Annotated in this window: 16 protein-coding genes; 12 read left to right on the forward strand and 4 right to left on the reverse strand. The window is 71.3% G+C overall.

Annotated elements, in window-relative coordinates:
- Nucleotides 1-69: 69 nt before the first annotated feature.
- The 4 genes from purS to O7601_RS07625 all read left to right on the forward strand — a co-directional run bounded on the left by purS (nt 70) and on the right by O7601_RS07625 (nt 4705).
- Nucleotides 70-333 carry a phosphoribosylformylglycinamidine synthase subunit PurS gene (purS, locus tag O7601_RS07610; RefSeq protein ID WP_210830351.1) on the forward strand — a complete coding sequence of 88 codons (264 nt, stop codon included), beginning with the start codon at nt 70-72 and terminating at the stop codon, nt 331-333.
- Nucleotides 330-1013 carry a phosphoribosylformylglycinamidine synthase subunit PurQ gene (purQ, locus tag O7601_RS07615; protein ID WP_281565496.1) on the forward strand — a complete coding sequence of 228 codons (684 nt, stop codon included), beginning with the start codon at nt 330-332 and terminating at the stop codon, nt 1011-1013. Before purS ends, purQ begins: the two co-directional genes overlap by 4 nt.
- A 67-nt stretch (nt 1014-1080) precedes the next feature.
- Nucleotides 1081-3945, forward strand: coding sequence for a phosphoribosylformylglycinamidine synthase subunit PurL (gene purL, locus O7601_RS07620; protein ID WP_281565497.1), 2865 nt, complete (start codon nt 1081-1083; stop codon nt 3943-3945).
- A gap of 4 nt (nt 3946-3949) precedes the next feature.
- Nucleotides 3950-4705: a 2-phosphosulfolactate phosphatase gene (locus O7601_RS07625; protein ID WP_281566838.1), complete on the forward strand. Its 756-nt coding sequence runs from the start codon at nt 3950-3952 to the stop codon at nt 4703-4705.
- Between the two features lie 66 nt (nt 4706-4771).
- On the opposite strand, the gene O7601_RS07630 is transcribed toward O7601_RS07625, so the two are convergent.
- Nucleotides 4772-6973 (reverse strand): carboxypeptidase regulatory-like domain-containing protein, encoded by a 2202-nt coding sequence (locus tag O7601_RS07630; RefSeq protein ID WP_348650236.1) that lies wholly within the window; start codon nt 6971-6973, stop codon nt 4772-4774.
- Between the two features lie 159 nt (nt 6974-7132).
- On the opposite strand from O7601_RS07630, the gene O7601_RS07635 reads away from it, so the two are divergent.
- From O7601_RS07635 to amcA, 5 genes are all read left to right on the forward strand, one after another.
- Nucleotides 7133-7495, forward strand: coding sequence for a sterol carrier family protein (locus tag O7601_RS07635; RefSeq protein ID WP_281565498.1), 363 nt, complete (start codon nt 7133-7135; stop codon nt 7493-7495).
- Between the two features lie 161 nt (nt 7496-7656).
- Entirely contained in the window at nt 7657-9219 is a 1563-nt protein-coding gene (gene purF, locus O7601_RS07640; RefSeq protein ID WP_281565499.1) for an amidophosphoribosyltransferase, read from the forward strand.
- Nucleotides 9220-9283: 64 nt separating this feature from the next.
- Nucleotides 9284-10438 (forward strand): phosphoribosylformylglycinamidine cyclo-ligase, encoded by a 1155-nt coding sequence (gene purM / locus O7601_RS07645; RefSeq protein ID WP_210939082.1) that lies wholly within the window; start codon nt 9284-9286, stop codon nt 10436-10438.
- 176 nt (nt 10439-10614) lie between these two features.
- Nucleotides 10615-11718, forward strand: a complete 1104-nt coding sequence (amcB, locus tag O7601_RS07650) for a cyclophane-forming radical SAM peptide maturase AmcB (RefSeq protein WP_348650257.1) — start codon at nt 10615-10617, stop codon at nt 11716-11718.
- Nucleotides 11687-11923: a multiple cyclophane-containing RiPP AmcA gene (amcA, locus tag O7601_RS07655; protein ID WP_281565501.1), complete on the forward strand. Its 237-nt coding sequence runs from the start codon at nt 11687-11689 to the stop codon at nt 11921-11923. Before amcB ends, amcA begins: the two co-directional genes overlap by 32 nt.
- A gap of 146 nt (nt 11924-12069) precedes the next feature.
- On the opposite strand, the gene O7601_RS07660 is transcribed toward amcA, so the two are convergent.
- The gene (locus O7601_RS07660) at nt 12070-12282 is read right to left on the reverse strand and encodes a DUF3073 domain-containing protein (protein WP_093403828.1); all 213 of its coding nucleotides are present in this window, start codon (nt 12280-12282) and stop codon (nt 12070-12072) included.
- A gap of 369 nt (nt 12283-12651) precedes the next feature.
- On the reverse strand, nt 12652-13734 hold the full coding sequence (locus O7601_RS07665) for a Glu/Leu/Phe/Val dehydrogenase (protein WP_281565502.1): 1083 nt from the start codon (nt 13732-13734) through the stop codon (nt 12652-12654).
- A gap of 268 nt (nt 13735-14002) precedes the next feature.
- Here O7601_RS07665 and O7601_RS07670 point away from each other — a divergent pair, with 268 nt between their 5' ends.
- Both O7601_RS07670 and O7601_RS07675 read left to right on the forward strand, forming a co-directional pair.
- Nucleotides 14003-14842, forward strand: coding sequence for a hypothetical protein (locus tag O7601_RS07670; protein WP_281565503.1), 840 nt, complete (start codon nt 14003-14005; stop codon nt 14840-14842).
- A gap of 252 nt (nt 14843-15094) precedes the next feature.
- Nucleotides 15095-15304, forward strand: a complete 210-nt coding sequence (locus O7601_RS07675; protein ID WP_007073996.1) for a BldC family transcriptional regulator — start codon at nt 15095-15097, stop codon at nt 15302-15304.
- 101 nt (nt 15305-15405) lie between these two features.
- On the opposite strand, the gene O7601_RS07680 is transcribed toward O7601_RS07675, so the two are convergent.
- Nucleotides 15406-15786: a PPOX class F420-dependent oxidoreductase gene (locus O7601_RS07680; protein WP_203999126.1), complete on the reverse strand. Its 381-nt coding sequence runs from the start codon at nt 15784-15786 to the stop codon at nt 15406-15408.
- A 54-nt stretch (nt 15787-15840) separates the two neighbouring features.
- Here O7601_RS07680 and O7601_RS07685 point away from each other — a divergent pair, with 54 nt between their 5' ends.
- Nucleotides 15841-16620 carry a methyltransferase domain-containing protein gene (locus tag O7601_RS07685; RefSeq protein ID WP_281565504.1) on the forward strand — a complete coding sequence of 260 codons (780 nt, stop codon included), beginning with the start codon at nt 15841-15843 and terminating at the stop codon, nt 16618-16620.
- Nucleotides 16621-16660 lie beyond the last annotated feature (40 nt).

Below are 16660 nucleotides of genomic sequence, written 5' to 3' on the forward strand. Positions count from 1 at the left end.
CCAGGTAGGCTGGCTGCGCTCGCCCGTTGTGGGTCGGCACCCAACTGCGTACACAGTCAGGAGTGCCCAGTGCCTCGCGTCGTCGTCGACGTCATGCTCAAGCCCGAGATCCTCGATCCTCAGGGCCAGGCCGTCGCAAACGCGCTGCCCCGGCTCGGCGTCAACGACGTCGCCTCGGTACGGATTGGCAGGCGGATCGAGATCGACTTTACCGGTGAACCGGACCTGGACCGGGCCCGGGAGATCGCCGACAAGCTGCTCGCCAACCCGGTCATCGAGGACTTCACGGTCCGTCTGGTCGAGACCGACGAGCCTGCGGAAGCCCGGCCGTGACCGCCCGGATCGGTGTGGTGACGTTCCCCGGTTCGCTCGACGACGGGGACGCCGCCCGGGCCGTACGGATCGCCGGCGCCGAACCGGTCCGTCTCTGGCACGGCGAGGCGGAGCTGCATGGGGTGGACGCGGTCGTCCTGCCCGGTGGCTTCTCCTACGGCGACTACCTGCGCTGCGGCGCGATCGCCCGGTTCGCCCCGGTGATGGAGAAGATCGTCGACGCCGCCGGTGGGGGCCTGCCCGTGCTGGGCATCTGCAACGGCTTCCAGATCCTCTGCGAGGCTCACCTGCTGCCCGGGGCGCTCACCCGCAACCAGCACCTGCACTTCCGCAACCGCGACCAGATCCTGCGCATCGAGGCGACCGGCACCGCCTGGACGAACACTTTCCAGCCGGGCCAGGAGGTGCTGATTCCGGTCAAGAACGGCGAGGGCTGCTACGTCGCCGACCCGGCAACGCTGGACGAGCTTGAGGCCCAGGGCCGGGTCGTCGCCCGCTACGGCGGCGGCAACCCCAACGGATCACAGCGGGACATCGCCGCGATCACCAACCAGGCCGGCAACGTGGTCGGCATCATGCCGCATCCCGAGCACGCGGTGGAGGCGCTCACCGGCCCCTCCCTCGACGGTCTCGGCTTCTTCACCTCCGTGCTGAAGCACCTGGTGGGGGCGCCGGCGTGACCGTGCGCGGCGGGATCATCGGTCGGCTCACCCGCCCGTCGGGCGGCGAGCGCAACAAGGAGACGCCATGACCACGCACCCGGACCCGGTGCGGGAGAACCCGGAGGCGGTCCCGGCGCAGCCGGCCGCTCCGGCCCGGCACGCCGCCGTCCCGGCGGTCGCCGACTGGACCGACGGGGTGGACACCGTGCCGCGCGCCGCCGGCACTCCAGAGGAACTTCAGCCGTACGCCGAGCTGGGGCTCGCCGACGACGAGTACGACCGCATCCGGCACATCCTGGGCCGCCGGCCGACCCAGTCCGAGCTGGCGATGTACTCGATCATGTGGAGCGAGCACTGCTCCTACAAGTCCAGCAAGGTGCATCTGCGGCAGTTCGGCGAGAAGGCCCCGCCGAGCGACCGGCTGCTCGCCGGCATCGGAGAGAACGCCGGGGTCGTCCGGATCTCCGACGAACTCGCGGTGACCTTCAAGGTCGAGTCGCACAACCACCCGAGCTTCGTCGAGCCGTACCAGGGCGCGGCGACAGGTGTCGGCGGCATCGTCCGCGACATCCTGGCGATGGGCGCCCGCCCGGTCGCGGTGATGGACCCGCTGCGCTTCGGTGCCGCGGACCACCCGGACACCGCCCGGGTACTGCCCGGCGTGGTCGCCGGTGTCGGGGGCTACGGCAACTGCCTCGGCCTGCCCAACATCGGTGGTGAGGTGGTCTTCGACCCCTGCTACCAGGGCAACCCGCTGGTCAACGCGCTCTGCCTGGGCGTGCTGCCGGTCGACCGGCTTCAGAAGAAGGACGCCAACGGCCCCGGCAACGTGGTGGTGCTGATGGGCGCCAAGACCGGCCGGGACGGCATCGGCGGCGTCTCGGTGCTGGCCAGCGCCACGTTCACCGAGGGCAGCGAGCAGCGCCGCCCGTCGGTGCAGGTGGGCGACCCGTTCATGGAGAAACTGCTCATCGAGGCGTGCCTGGAGCTGTACGACGCCGAACTGGTCGTCGGCATCCAGGACCTCGGCGGTGCCGGCCTGACCTGCGCCCTGACCGAGACGGCCGCCTCCGCCGGCACCGGCATGCGGGTGTGGCTGGAGCGGGTGCCGCTGCGCGAGCCCTCGATGGAGCCGCACGAGATCCTGGCCAGCGAGTCCCAGGAGCGGATGCTGCTGGTCGTGACGCCGGAGAAGCTGGAGTCGGTGCTCAAGACCGCCGAGAAGTGGGGCGTCTGGGCCACCGCGATCGGCGAGGTCACCGCACCCGAGCCGGACGGTGCACCGGGCCGGCTGCACATCACCTGGCGGGATCACCTGGTGGTGGACGTACCGCCGGGCTCGCTGGTGGACGACGGACCGGTCTACGCCCGGCCGATGCGCGAGCCGGCGGACCTGATCCTGCTCCAGGCCGACCGGGCGGAGACGCTGCCCCGGCCGGGCGACCCGGACACGCTGCGCGAGACCGTGCTGCGCATGATCGCCTCGCCCAACCTCTGCGACAAAACCTGGGTCACCGAGCAGTACGACCGCTACGTGCTGGGCAACACCGTGCTCGCCCAGCCGGAGGACTCGGGCGTGATCCGCATCGACGAGCGCACCGGGCTGGGCGTGGCACTCTCCGTGGACGGCAACGGCCGGTACGCCCGGCTCGACCCGTACCAGGGTGCCAAGCTGGCGTTGGCCGAGGCGTACCGGAACGTGTCGGTGACCGGCGCGACGCCGATCGCGGTCACCGACTGCCTGAACTTCGGCTCGCCCGAGGACCCGGGCGTGATGTGGCAGTTCGCCGAGGCCGTACGCGGCCTGGCCGACGGCTGCGCCGAGCTGGGCATCCCGGTGACCGGCGGCAACGTCAGCTTCTACAACCAGACCGGGGCGGCGGCCATCCACCCGACGCCGGTCGTCGGCGTGCTCGGTGTGCTGGAGAACGTGGCCGACCGGGTGGCGTCGGGCTTCGTCCCGCGCCCCGGCGCCGATCACGACCAGCTCTTCCTGCTCGGCGAGACGCACGTGGAACTCTCCGGCTCGGAGTGGGCGTGGGTCACCCACCAGCATCTCGGTGGCGTACCCCCGCACGTCGACCTGGCGCGCGAGAAGCAGCTCGCCGGCCTGCTGGCCGACGCGGCCCGGGTGGGGCACCTCAGCTCCGCGCACGACCTCTCCGACGGCGGTCTCGCGCAGAGCCTGGTGGAGTCCTGCCTGCGTCATGGCGTCGGGGCTCGGATCGCGGTGCCGGAGCGGTTCGAGGGCAACTCGATGCCGTTCGTCTTCCTGTTCAGCGAGTCGGCCGGACGGGTGCTCGTATCGGTGCCGCGAGGTCACGAGAAGGCGTTCACCGCGCTCTGCGGCGAACACGACGTGCCGTGGGAGCTGATCGGCGTCACCGACCCGACGGGCGGCGCGCTGGAGGTGCACGGCCAGTTCCGGATCGGCCTGGACGAGCTGCGCGAGGCGCACACCGGCACCCTGCCGGCCCTGTTCGGCGGCGTGCAGCCATTCGAGGTGACCGCTCCGGCAACCGCCGAGGTGGTCATCGACCGGCCGGCCGCCGGGGTCGATGCGGCTGCCGACATCGACGGCGCGCGGGCCGACGTGACGACCGGCCCAGAGCGGAACCCGAGCCAGACCACCGGCCAGCAGGCGACCGAGACGGAGTCGGCCGGCGCAGAGCGGACCGCCCCGGCGCGGGCCGAAGCGGTGCCGGTATCGACCGGAGTCGCACCGGTGCCGGCCGAGCAGGCTTCGGGCGCGTCGGATTCGACAGGCGAGTCGGCCGACCGGCCGGCCGAGCGGGCCACCCCGCCGGTGCGTGGCGGCCGTGCCCCGGCGGCCCCACCGTCAGCCGAGGCCGCCGATCCGACCGCCCCGCTGGGCGGCCACGAGGAACCCGGGGCGGACGCTCCGCAGCACGGTGACACCGAGCAGCCCTCTCCACCCGACCAGCGCTGAGGCCCTGGCCGCGGCAGTAGTCGCCCAACCCGGATCGGGGGTCCGGTTCGACTGGGCGCTGGCGGGTGCTGTCGAACTCGCCCGGGTCTGCGCGGTACTGGTGGTGGTGGACGTGCTGTCGTTCACCACCACCGTCGAGGTGGCGGTGGGGCGGGGGATGCGTGTGCACCCGTTCCCCTGGGGCGAGCAGGCCGCCGCCTACGCGCGCCGGGTCGGCGCGGTCGCCGCGACCGGCCGCCGACAGGTCACCCGCGAACATCCGTGGTCGCTGTCGCCGGCCGCGCTGAGTCGGGCTCCGGTGGTGCCCGACCTGGTGCTGCCGTCGCCCAACGGTTCGGCCATCAGCGCCGCCGCCAGCGCCACCGGGCTACCGGTGGTCGCGGCCAACCTGCGCAACGCCCGCGCCGTCGGGCGTTGGCTTCGCAGCCAGGGGTACGGCTCGACGGCCGCCCCGATCGGCGTGGTGGCCGCCGGTGAACGGTGGCCGGACGGATCGTTGCGCCCTTCGGTGGAGGATCAGTTGGGCGCGGCCAGCGTGCTGGACGCCCTGTCCGGTGCGCCGGGCGGGCTCTCGGTGGAGGCGGCCATGGCCCTGGCCGCGCTGGCCAGCACTCCGGACGTACCGGCGGCGATCCGCGGCTGTGTCTCCGGTCGAGAGGTGATCGAGGGCGGCTTCGCCGAGGACGTCGAGATCGCAGTACGCGTCGACGCCTCCGACGTCATCCCCCTGCTCCGCCAGGGCGTCTTCTCGGCCGCCTGACCGCCGGCGATGCCCAGGGTCGGCCCGGACCGAGCCCCGGCTCGACCGGGGACCGCGCGACAGGATCTAGTCGTCCAGCCAGTCCAGGCGGCGACCGCCACGGTCCTGGGGCGCGCCGTCGGGTCGGCCGCGGCCGGCCTGTGCCGGGTCGCCGTAGCCGCCGCCCTGGTCGTAGCCACCCTGGTCGTAGCCGCTGTCGTAACCGCCGCGCTGCCGTGGGGGCTCCTGCCCGTACCCGCCGCCGGCCGGGCCACCACCGTAGCCACCCTGGTCGTACCCGCCGCGCGGCGGCGAGTCCTGACCGTATCCGCCGCCGGCCGGGCCACCACCGTAGCCGCCCTGCTCGTAGCCGCTGTCGTAGCTGGTGTTGTCGTAGCCACCGCGCTGGTGCCCGGCGTCCTGGCCGTAGCCTCCGGCCGGCTGGTCGTACCCGCCACCGGGTGCCGCGCCGTAACCGCCGCCCGACTGTCCCGCAGGGTAGCCACGGTTCGGATCGCTCTGGCCGTATCCGCCGCCCGGCTCACCTTCGCCGTAGCCCCGGGTCGGGTCGCTCTGGCCGTAGCCACCGGGCTCGCCCTGGCCGTAGCCGCGCGTCGGGTCGCTCTGGCCGTAGCCACCGGCAGGCCCGTTGCGACCGTAGTCGCCCCCGGCCTCGCCCCGCCCGTAACCTCCAGCCTCGCGCTGCCCGTAGCTGCCCGGCTCGGACTGGCCGTAGCCCTGGCCGGCCTCCGGCTGGTACATCCCGGTGGCGTACGGGTCGGCGGGAGCCGGGTAGGCCGTTTCCTCGCCCTGGTAGCGGCCGGTCGGCTCGTCGTACCGCTCGCCGTAGCCGCCGCCTGCCGGCGGATAGTCCGGGCCGGCGTTGCCGGCACCGTAGTCCCGGCTGCCGTAGCCACTGCCGGACGACGGACTGTTGCCGTAGCCGCCGCCGGAGGACGGGGCGTTGCCGTAGCCGCCGCCCGACGAGGGGGCGTTGCCGTAGCCCGCAGCGCCGTAGCCGCCCGGCTCGTCGCCGTAGCCGCCACCACCGGACCAGCCACCGGGCCCGCTCGCGGCGCCGTAGGGCTGCGGCGGTGCGCCGTAGGGGTCCGGCGGAACGTCGTCTACGACCGGCTGGTGCATCATCGTCGGCGCGTTCGCCAACCCGGCACCGCCGACCATTGTGGGGTCCGGCGCGGCACCGACCCGGTTCACCACCCGGGTCTGGTCGTCCGCACCGACGAACGAGCCGCGGGCTGCCGGGACCGCGCCGGCCGGAGCGCCGGCGGGAACGTCACCGTCGGGCTCGACGTCCTCGTTTTCCTTGCGCTTCATCCAGAGCAGCACGATCGTGCCGACACCGACGGCCACGAAGAGACCACCCAGCAGGATGAGCAGCCAGTTGCCGAATCCACCGGAGTCCTCGTTGGAGGCCGGGGCCTGCGCGGCAGCGCTCTCGGCGGGGGTCTCCTCCTCCTCGCCGAGTTCCTCCTCGAACGGGTCCTCGGTCGGCACCACCGACTCGCTGGCCGACGGGCTGGCGCTCGGGCTCTCCGAGGCCGCCGCGATCGGGAGGGTGATCCGCCGACCGGTGATGCTCTGCCCGGCGTTGGCGGTGAAGCTCGCCACGGCGTTCTTGTTCTCGGCGCTCGCGCCGATGTCGATCCGCCCGGGCGCGATCGGGTTGTCGCTGCTGCCGGTGAACCGGAAGTTGCCGTCGCCGTTGGTGGTGGTGTCCCGCTGCTTGCCGGCACTGTCCTTCAGCAGCACGTACGCGCCCGCCACCGCGTCGCCGCCCTGGTCGACGACCTTGCCGGAGATCGACCGCACCGTCTGCGGCGCCTGCGTCGTCGGCGGCGGGTTGGGTCCGCGCACCGTCATGTCGCGCTCGTCGCTGCCCTCGTCGCCCCCGGCCCGAGCCGAGACCCGCACCTTGCCCGACCGCTCCTGGCCGGCCGGCACGTCACCCGCGGCCAAGGTCGCCCTGAACTGCGCTTCCTCGCCGGCCGGGATCAGCCGGGCCGGGATGTTGCAGTCGCCCTGGCAGCCCAGGCCGTTGAAGGTGCTGACGGTGATGCTGAAGGGTGTCGGAGCGTCGTTGTTGTTCTTGACGGTGAACGTCATCGACGTTTGCTGACCCGGCTGAAGGGTACCGTTCGACAGGCCCGTGATCTGGACGTCCGGGTCGTCGGCGAAGGCGGGTGTTGCTGGGATGGCGAGCAGGGCACCGATCATCAGCGCCACGACCACACCGGCCCGCTTGTGCCAGGCTCGTCGGTGTGTTGACACGTCCACCGCCTTCCGGACTGACCTCCCCTGACCGGCGGGTGCCGGGCGGGGGAACATCACGGTACGAATACGCCGTCGGCAACTATGCCTTGTCGGGCCGGATCGGCGCGACCCAGGGCCAGCGTGACGGTCGGCGCGATCACGCCGTATCGTCCCGTCGTGTCCTCTCCGTACATTAAGTCCGCCTCGGTAGCGGCGGCGTTGTCGGCGCTCGATGAGGGGCGTGTACCCGAACGACCGGTGCTCCGCGAGGCGGTCAGGGCCCTGTTGACCCTCCTCGCGGACCGCGCCCCCGGCCGATCGGTGGAGGTGCGAGTCCCACCTTACGGTGCAGTTCAGTGCGTTCCAGGGCCGCGACACACCCGCGGTACTCCCCCGAACACGGTGGAGATGGATCCGGAAACCTGGCTCGGGTTGGCCACGGGGCGACTGGAATGGGTGCGGGCGGTTACGGAGGGTCGCGTGAAGGCGAGCGGGGCTCGCGCGGACCTCTCCGCCTATTTGCCGCTCGAACTGGGCTGACGGCTGGTACTGGATGACGCATAGCGGCGACAGTGTGACTGTATGTGGCGACATGGATTCGCGTACACTGTCAGGCGACGACAGTGTGGTCCCGGCCGAGAGGTGCGGAGCAACCCCCGTGGTTCCGCCAGGCCAGTCCAGACAGCAAAAGGGAGCGGCAGGTGCCCCGAGGCGACGGCCGGCTGAGCCACGACCTTGATCCCCAGCGACCCGGCCCCCAGGACGCGTGTGGTGTCTTCGGCGTCTGGGCCCCGGGGGAGGAGGTCGCCAACCTGACCTACTTCGGGCTGTACGCGTTGCAGCACCGAGGTCAGGAGGCGGCCGGCATAGCGGTCAGCGACGGCTCCGGCGTGGTGGTCTACAAGGATCTCGGCCTGGTGGCCCAGGTCTTCGACGAGCCGACGCTGGCCAGCCTGCGCGGTCATGTCGCGATCGGGCACGCGCGTTACTCCACCACCGGCGCGTCGACCTGGGAGAACGCCCAGCCGACCATCCGCGCGACCAGTTCGGGCACCACCATCGCGCTGGCGCACAACGGCAACCTGGTCAACACGGCCGAGTTGCAGCGTGAGGTGGCCGAGCGTGGTCTGGGCGCCGACGGTTCGACGAACGACACCTCTCTGGTCACCATGCTGCTGGCCAGCCGGCCTGATCTGTCCGTCGAGGCCGCCGCGCTGGAGGTTCTGCCGCAGCTGCGGGGCGCGTTCAGCTTCGTCTTCATGGACGAGTCGACCCTCTACGCCGCGCGCGACCCGCACGGTGTGCGTCCGCTGGTGCTGGGCCGACTGGATCGCGGCTGGGTGGTGGCCAGCGAGACCGCCGCGCTGGACATCGTCGGTGCCAGCGTGGTCCGCGAGGTCGAACCGGGCGAGCTGATCGCGATCGACGCGGAGGGGCTGCGGTCCACCAGGTTCGCTGCTCCCGAGCCCAAGGGTTGCCTCTTCGAGTACGTCTACATCGCCCGGCCGGACGCCACCATCGCCGGTCGCAACGTGCACGCCGCCCGGGTGCAGATCGGGCGGCAACTGGCCAAGGAGCACCCGGTCGACGCCGACCTGGTGATCCCGGTACCCGAGTCGGGCACCCCGGCGGCGATCGGGTACGCCGAGCAGTCCGGCATCACCTACGGTGCCGGCCTGGTGAAGAACCCGTACGTCGGACGTACCTTCATCCAGCCGTCGCAGACGCTGCGTCAGCTCGGCATCCGGCTCAAGCTCAACCCGCTGCGGGAGAACGTGCGGGGCAAGCGCCTGGTCGTGGTCGACGATTCCATCGTCCGCGGCAACACCCAGCGCGCGATCGTGCGGATGCTGCGCGAGGCCGGTGCGGTGGAGGTGCACGTACGCATCTCCTCGCCGCCGGTCTCCTGGCCGTGCTTCTACGGCATCGACTTCGCCACCCGCGCCGAACTGCTCGCCAACGGCCTCGACAACGACGGCATCCGGCGCTCGATCGGCGCGGACACGCTGGGTTACGTGTCGTTGTCCGGCCTGATCGCCGCGACCGAGCAGCCGAAGACCCGGCTCTGCCGGGCCTGCTTCGACGGCGAGTACCCGATCGAACTGCCGGTCGGCAACCTGATCGGCAAGCACGTGCTCGAAGGGATCGGCCGCCGGGTCGCCCACCACACGGCCGACGAGATCGGATCCGCCGAGCAACTCGTCCCGCCACTCGACAGCAGCTTCGGCGAACTCAAACCGTCGGCGACCACAAACCGCCCGTAGCACCGCCCGGCTGGCGTGCCGGTCACCGTCGACGCGACAGCCGAGAACCACAAAGGGGAGAACCGTGACGCACGTGTCCGAGCGCAGCGGCGCAGGAAGCAGCCCGAGCGGCGCTGGCGGGGACCGTCAGCCCTGGACGGCCGGTTCCGGCCGCCCGGCGCGCAAACGCGCGGTCTCGTACGCGGACGCTGGCGTGTCCATCGAGGCGGGTGACCGTGCCGTGGAACTGCTCAAGTCGAAGGTGAAGCAGACCCGCCGGCCAGAGGTGATGGGTGACCTCGGCGGCTTCGCCGGCCTGTTCCGGCTGGACACCACGAAGTACAAGCACCCGATCCTGGCCTCCTCCACCGACGGCGTCGGCACCAAGCTGGTGATCGCCCAGCAGATGGACATCCACGACACGGTCGGCATCGACCTGGTCGCGATGGTCGTCGACGATCTGGTCGCCTGCGGCGCGGAGCCGCTGTTCCTGCTGGACTACATCGCCACCGGCGAGGTGGTACCGGACAAGGTCGCCGAGATCGGCGCCGGCATCGCCGACGGCTGCCGGTACGCGGGTTGCGCGCTGCTGGGCGGCGAGACCGCCGAGCACCCGGGCGTGCTGCGCCCCGACGAGTACGACATCTCCGCCACCGGTGTCGGCGTGGTGGAGGAGAGCGAGATCCTCAGCTCCGAGCGGGTCGAGGTGGGCGACGTGGTGATCGCGATGCGGTCGTCCGGCCTGCACTCGAACGGTTACTCCCTGGTCCGGCACGTGCTGCTGGGCGCCGGCCGGATGCGCTTGGACGTGGTGATCGACGACTTCGGTCGCCAGCGCACCCTCGGTGAGGAGTTGCTCACCCCGACCAAGATCTACGCGCAGGACTGCCTCAAGCTGATCGCGGAGGCCGAGGTGCGGGCCCTGGCCCACGTCACCGGCGGCGGCATCCCCGGCAACCTGGTGCGGATCCTGCCGGAGCACGTGGACGCCGTGGTCAACCGGTCGACGTGGAAGCCGCAGCCGGTCTTCGACCTGGTCCAGTCCAAGGGCCGGATCGAGGACCCGGAGATGGAGGCGACCTTCAACATGGGCGTCGGCATGTTCGCCATCGTGTCGGCGGAGGACGCCGACCGGGCGTTGGCCACGCTCACCGGGCGGGGCGTCGACGCCTGGCAGGTCGGCGAGATCATCGAGGGCACCGGCGAGGTGCGGATGGTCGGGCAGCACACCCGAGGATGATCACTTTGCGCTGATCGTCCGACCACCTGATCAGGGCTTCACCCGAGTGGCCGTCGCGGCCTAGCCTGAAGGGCACCCTCGAGAGCTGCGGGGCGCGCCCTTGCCTGGTCGTGCCCGGCAGCCCAAGACCGCTACGGAGGAGGGCGATGGCTGCGCGGGGACGGTCATTGAGCGGGATGCGGGGCCTGGCCACCGTCCCGTCGTACGTCGTGATGCAGCCAACCACCCTGTGCAATCTCGACTGCGCGTACTGCTATCTGCCGTTTCGGGCGGCGGACCGGCAGATGCCGGTCGCGGTGGCCGAGGCGGTGGCCGCCTCGGTGAACCGGTGGGCGTCCACCGACCGGTTCTCCGTGGTCTGGCACGGTGGGGAGCCGCTGGCCACCGGCCGGGAGCGGCTGGCGGCGCTGATGGCGCCGTTCGGGCCCGAGGTGGAGCACCACGTCCAGACGAACGCCACTCTGATCGACGATGCCTGGTGCGAGTTCTTCGCCCGGCACCGGATGCGGGTGAGCGTGAGCGTGGACGGGCCGCCGGAACGCAACGGTGAGCGGGTCACCCGGGCCGGTCGACCGGCGTACGACCGGATCGTCCGTGGGGTGGCCACGTTGCGTAGACACGGGCTGCCGTTCTCGGCGCTCGCGGTGGTCAACGACCCGTCTCCCGGGCGGGCCACCGAGCTGTACGAGTACTTTCTCGACCTCGGTTGCGAGGTGCTCGGCGTCAACATCGAGGAGACCGAGGGCGTCAACACCCGGGTCAACGCCCACGACGCTCCGGCCGTGACCGGGTTCTGGGCCGAGTTGGTCGCGGCCTGGCGGCGGGATCCCCGGATCCACCTGCGGGAGGTGGAGTGGTCGTTGCGGTACGCCGCGGCGGTGCTGGACGGCACGGCGGACGACCTGCTGCCCAGCCGGCTCGACCCGATACCGACCGTGGCGTACGACGGGTCGGTCGTGGTGCTCTCACCCGAGCTGGCCGGCTTCACCGATGCCCGCTACGGCGACTTCTCCAGCGGAAGCGTGCTCGCCACCCCGTTGCACACCATCCTGGCCGGCGCGGGGCGCACCCCCTGGGTCGGCGAGTTCATCGACGGTGTGGAGGCATGTCGCGCCTCCTGCCCGTACTTCGGTTTCTGTGGCGGAGGCCACGCGGCCAACCGCTACTTCGAGCTGGGGCGTTTTGACGGTACGGAGACCGAGCACTGCCGCAACAGCAAGATCCGCCTACTGGAGGGAGTGTTGGAGCATGCCCGAGACCACCAGTCACCGGGAGCCTGAGACCGTGACGGGAGACGAGCCCGACCGGGTCGCCGACCGGGTGCGGGAGGCCGCTGTCGGACTCAACGCCCTGCTTCACGAGGCCGAGGTCGCGCGTCAACTACGGGCGGAGGTGGCGGGTGGCGACGGGGCCAGCGCGGTCTGCGCCTGGAACCACTTCGAGAACATCCCGACGTTCTACAACTGGAACAATCGTCCCCGCTGATCGATCGGTGCCGAGGGCCCGCCACGCCGCCGGAGCATCGTCCGGCCGTGGTGGGCCCTCGACTCGTCGGGTGCTGCACGCCGCTGCGTAGCGGGCACATGCGTGAGCACGCGGGGAGTCACCGCGTGCTCAGATGTGACCGGGGGTCAGCGGGTCGGACGGACCCAGTTGTCCGGGTCGTCGTCGGAGTGGTCCTCGTCGTCGTCGACGTACTCTTTGTAGTCGTCGTCGAAGTTGCGGTCCGACTTGCCGCTGCCGCCGAGTTCTCGCTGCAAGGCGGCGAGGTCGGTGTTCGGGGAGTGGTACTTCAGCTCCCGGGCCACCTTTGTCTGCTTGGCCTTAGCACGGCCGCGCCCCATGGCTCGACCCCCTCGCACAGAATGCGGGGCAGCCCGAAGGCGGGCCCCGATGACGTCAGGCATCTCTCGTGGCTCTTACGGTACATGGGGATGCCACCGTTCGGCACCTCGGGTTACCCACGACCACGACCGCGCGTTGCGGTTGTCAGGACGTCACCCATTGTACCCGGTAAGGAGCAGTGCCGAGATCGGTCGTGACACAGGGCAAATCACCGCGAACGCGTCGTAAATTCAGCTTAGCGGGACCAGTGTCATCATTTCGCCCGGGCTGCGGCGTGTCGTCTCGCGTCCACCGCCCGGTCCGCTGCTCCGCTCGGTCGGAGCGGGCCGTCGAGGGGCGGACACCGGCCCGCCCCCGACGGTGCGTCGTCAGCGGAGGTAGATGGTGCGCAGCCGCCCGATCTCGGCCATCCGCCGTTCGGCCAGCCGGTCCGCCGCCACTGCCGGCGGTACGCCGTCGGTGTCGGCGAGACGGAGGATCTCCCGCGTGGTGTCGTAGATCCTGGTGGCGCGCAGCTTGGCCCGCTCGAAGTCGAAGCCCTCGATCTCGTCCGCGACCTGGATCACACCGCCGGCGTTCACCACGTAATCGGGCGCGTAGAGGATGCCCCGGTCGGCGAGCAGCTTCTCCACTCCGGAGTGGGCGAGCTGGTTGTTGGCCGCCCCGGCGACCACCTTGGCCCGCAGCGCCGCCACCGTGTCGTCGTCGAGGGCGCCGCCGAGGGCGCACGGGGCGTACACGTCGATGTCGGCGCTGACCAGCGCGGAGGCGTCGTCGACGAGGTGGACCTGTGGGTGTGTGGTGCGCGCCCAGTCCAGCGCCCGCGCGCTGACGTCGGTGGCGACCACCTCGGCACCGTCCTCCAACAGGTGGCCGACGAGGTACTTGCCGACCTTGCCCAGCCCGGCGACACCGACCCGCCGACCGTTGAGCGTCGGTACACCCCAGAGGTGCTCGGCCGCCGCCCGCATGCCCTGGAACACGCCCCAGGCGGTGAGGATCGAGGAGTCGCCCGCCCCGCCGTGCTCGACGCTGCGGCCGGTGACGTACCGGGTCTCCCGGGCGATCACGTCCATGTCCGGCACGTAGGTGCCGACGTCGCAGGCGGTGTAGTACCGGCCACCCAGGGACTCCACGAAGCGGCCGTAGGCGCGCAGCAGCGCCTCGCTCTTGATCTGCTCCGGGTCGCCCCAGATGACCGCCTTGCCGCCGCCCAGGTCCAGACCGGCGAGGGCGTTCTTGTACGCCATGCCGCGAGAGAGGTCGAGCACGTCGGCGAGGGCGGCCTCCTCGCTGTCGTACGGGTAGAACCGGGTGCCGCCGAGCGCGGGACCCAGCGCGGTGGAGTAGATGCCGATGATCGCCTTCAGGCCGGTCTGCTTGTCCTGGCAGAACACGACCTGCTCGTGGCCCGTGGACTCCGGGTCGTCCGTGGTGGCGAATACGCCCATGACTGGCTCCTGTGTCGGCGGGCGCCCTTGTGAGGCGCGGACCTGGTCAACGTCGGCGGGGATGCTGCCGGTGCTGCGAGCCTAGTATCGGCGCGCGTCTCGCCGCTCTCCCCGGTGGCCGCCGTCCCGTCCTACGGGCGGTCCGTCCCGGCCGCGTCGTCGAGGTGAGGGGTGGCGTCGGGCTTTGGCCCGGTTGCTCCTGCGCCGCGCCGGGTCGCCCGATGACGCCGAGCAACGCTCGGCTTGCCGTTCGTGGGAGGATCGCGCCGTGCCGTCGCTCTTCGCTTCATACCTGCGCGTGTACGAGCCGCTGACCGCCTTCGACCGGGATCGCCAGTCCTACTGGCGACGCTACGTCGAGCAGGGACGGGCCGTGGCGCCGGTGGAGGGGCCCGTCCGGCAGCGGACCTCGGTGATCGAGGCACTCGGTGCCGGTTGGACGCGGCTGCCGGATCTGCCGGACGAGGCGTACGTGCTGGAGACCGACGAGACCCTGCTGGTGTGCCCGTGGAACCTGCGTATCCGGGTGGCTGAGGCGGCGTTGAGCGCGCGGGACGGCGTACCGCCCGTGCTGGCCGACGCCTTCGTGCCGCCGGTGCTGGCCGGGCAGGCCAAGGCCGTGGTGGAGGACTGGCGTAGCGGTGCCCGGGTGTTGGAGCACGGCGTCCCCCGGGTGCACGAGCAGATCGCGACCTGGGGCGTACCACTGCGCTGGTTCGTGCTCTTCGACGCGCAGGAGCGTAACCACGTCACCGTGCCGGACCGGCGCTCGCTGCGCTTCCGGACGGAGATCTCCAAGGCCCGCCGCCGCTCGTCGCGGGCGCTGGCGGTGCTCCGCAAGTCGGTCGGCGACGCGCCGATCACCGAGGCGGTGGAGGAGGCGGCCCGCTGGCTGGAGGAGTTCCACCCAGGTTCGGTGGTGGAACTCGACTACGGCGGGCTGGTCGAGTTGCTGTCCGACGAGACGCTGGCCGAGGACGACTCGCCGGAACTGGTCGCGGCCGGGCTGGCCGGGCTGTCGCGGGGCGAGGCGGAGGAGGCCTCGGCGGCGTACGACAAGTTGGTCACCCGGTGGCGCGCGGTGCAACTTCTGGAGCGTTGCAATTAGGTCACTGATGTCCCTTTTTGGGACCATAACGCGAGGCAACTTCGTAGTTGACGCATCACGAACCGTGATCATGAGTCCGATTAAGTTACTTTCTGGCGTGTAAAAGTCGTATAAATCGGGCATGGTTCATCCGTCCGTCTAGGGACGTTCGGCCGTTCGGCCCATGTCGGACATCGGGGACTAGCCGGACCATGGGAGACGCGTCGGCCGGCGGGACCCCGGCCGATGTCTATACATGTGGAGGAGTGACCGATGGCATCGCGAACGCACGAACCAGAGCCGCTACTCACACCGGCCGAGGTGGCGTCGATGTTCCGTGTCGACCCGAAGACGGTGACCCGTTGGGCGAAGGCTGGCAAGCTGAGCGCCATCCGGACCCTTGGCGGTCACCGCCGATACCGCGAGTCTGAGGTCAGGGCACTGCTGCAGGGCCAGATTCCGCAGCAGCGCCAGGGGGACTGACCACACGGTTGATAGCAAAGCTTCACGAAGGGCGGCGGACTCGTTCCGCCGCCCTTCGCCATGGGCGGGCCGGCGAGGTCCCGGAACGCCGGGCGAGACCGTCAGTCGGTCAGCTCGACCCGGATGCCCACCGTGCCGCCCTCCCCCCGGCGCAGCCGGCTGCCGAGCAGGGTGAGCCGGCCGATCACCCGGTATTTCTGCTTGATCAGGCCACGAATGCGGTTGGTCGCGCCGGGATCGTAGAGGCTCGCCCGAGCGGGTACCGCCTCGCCGTGCGGCCGACCGCGTACGTCGCAGGGGGCCACCGTGACGTTCCCACTGCGGCGGATCCGTTTCACCTTGCCGGCGTCGGCCGCCGACCAGACCGCCAGGGCGTCGCCGTCGCGGACCGCCCAGACCGGGGTCGGCACTGCACGACCGTCCTTACGGAAGGTCGTCAGGAGGATGTACTTCTCGGCCGAGAGGCGGTCCAACGTGGTCACGCCGCCAGGATACGGGTGCTACGGCCGACTGAGCGGCCGGATAGCGTGAAGCATGTGACGGGGGAGCCACGGATCGGTGACGTCTTCGGGGAACTGCTGCGCGACGCGCTGGCCGTGGCGACCGGGGTCGGTCCCCGGCCGCTGGCCGGTGGGCGCCTGCCCCGCCCGGTCATCGAGATCATCGAGCGGGACGACGGGCTGATCAACGGCGCACCGGCCGCGCACTATCTCGACGGACCGCAGGACTGGCAGCCGCACGATCACCGGGCGGTCGACCGGGTACGCGGCGCGACGCTGGACGTCGGTGTCGGCGGCGGACGGATCGCGCTGCTGTTACAGGAGCGGGGCGTACCGGTCACCGGGCTGGACACCTCGGCCGGCGCGTTGCAGGTGTGCCGCCGTCGGGGCGTACGCGACCTGGTGCACGCCACCGTCGACGAGCACGCCGCGAGCGGGCGGCGGTACGACACCTTCCTGCTGCTCGGCAACAACCTCGGCCTGATCGAGGGGCGGGAACGGGCGCCGGCGTTCCTCGCCGCGCTGGCGGCTCTGGCCCGCCCCGGCGCGCGGTTGATCGCCCACGGCACCGACCCGTACGGCACCCGCGATCCGGTGCACACCACCTACCACGAGCACAACCGGCGGCGGGGCCGCCTGGGCGGGCAGCTGCGGCTGCGCCTGCGCTACCGCGAGCTGGGTACGCCCTGGTTCGACTACCTGGTCTGTTCACCGGAGGAACTCGCCGAGCTGGTGCACGGCTCCCCTTGGAAGTTGGTCGACGTGGACAACCACGACGCCCCGTACTATCTCGCCACCCTGCAACTGACCGGCTGAGCCGGCGACCCGCGCACCGCGGAAGTGTTGAGAAGGGCAC

This window comes from Verrucosispora sp. WMMD573, from assembly GCF_027497175.1.
Taxonomy (GTDB): Bacteria; Actinomycetota; Actinomycetes; order Mycobacteriales; family Micromonosporaceae; genus Micromonospora.

What these genes read in the sequence shown, in the direction of transcription:
- amcA (WP_281565501.1), top strand. Translation starts at nt 11,687, where the DNA reads ATGCCCGAGACCACCAGTCACCGGGAGCCTGAGACCGTGACGGGAGAC.
- purL (WP_281565497.1), top strand. Translation starts at nt 1,081, where the DNA reads ATGACCACGCACCCGGACCCGGTGCGGGAGAACCCGGAGGCGGTCCCG.
- amcB (WP_348650257.1), top strand. Translation starts at nt 10,615, where the DNA reads ATGCGGGGCCTGGCCACCGTCCCGTCGTACGTCGTGATGCAGCCAACC.
- O7601_RS07665 (WP_281565502.1), bottom strand. Translation starts at nt 13,734, where the DNA reads ATGGGCGTATTCGCCACCACGGACGACCCGGAGTCCACGGGCCACGAG.
- O7601_RS07675 (WP_007073996.1), top strand. Translation starts at nt 15,095, where the DNA reads ATGGCATCGCGAACGCACGAACCAGAGCCGCTACTCACACCGGCCGAG.
- O7601_RS07660 (WP_093403828.1), bottom strand. Translation starts at nt 12,282, where the DNA reads ATGGGGCGCGGCCGTGCTAAGGCCAAGCAGACAAAGGTGGCCCGGGAG.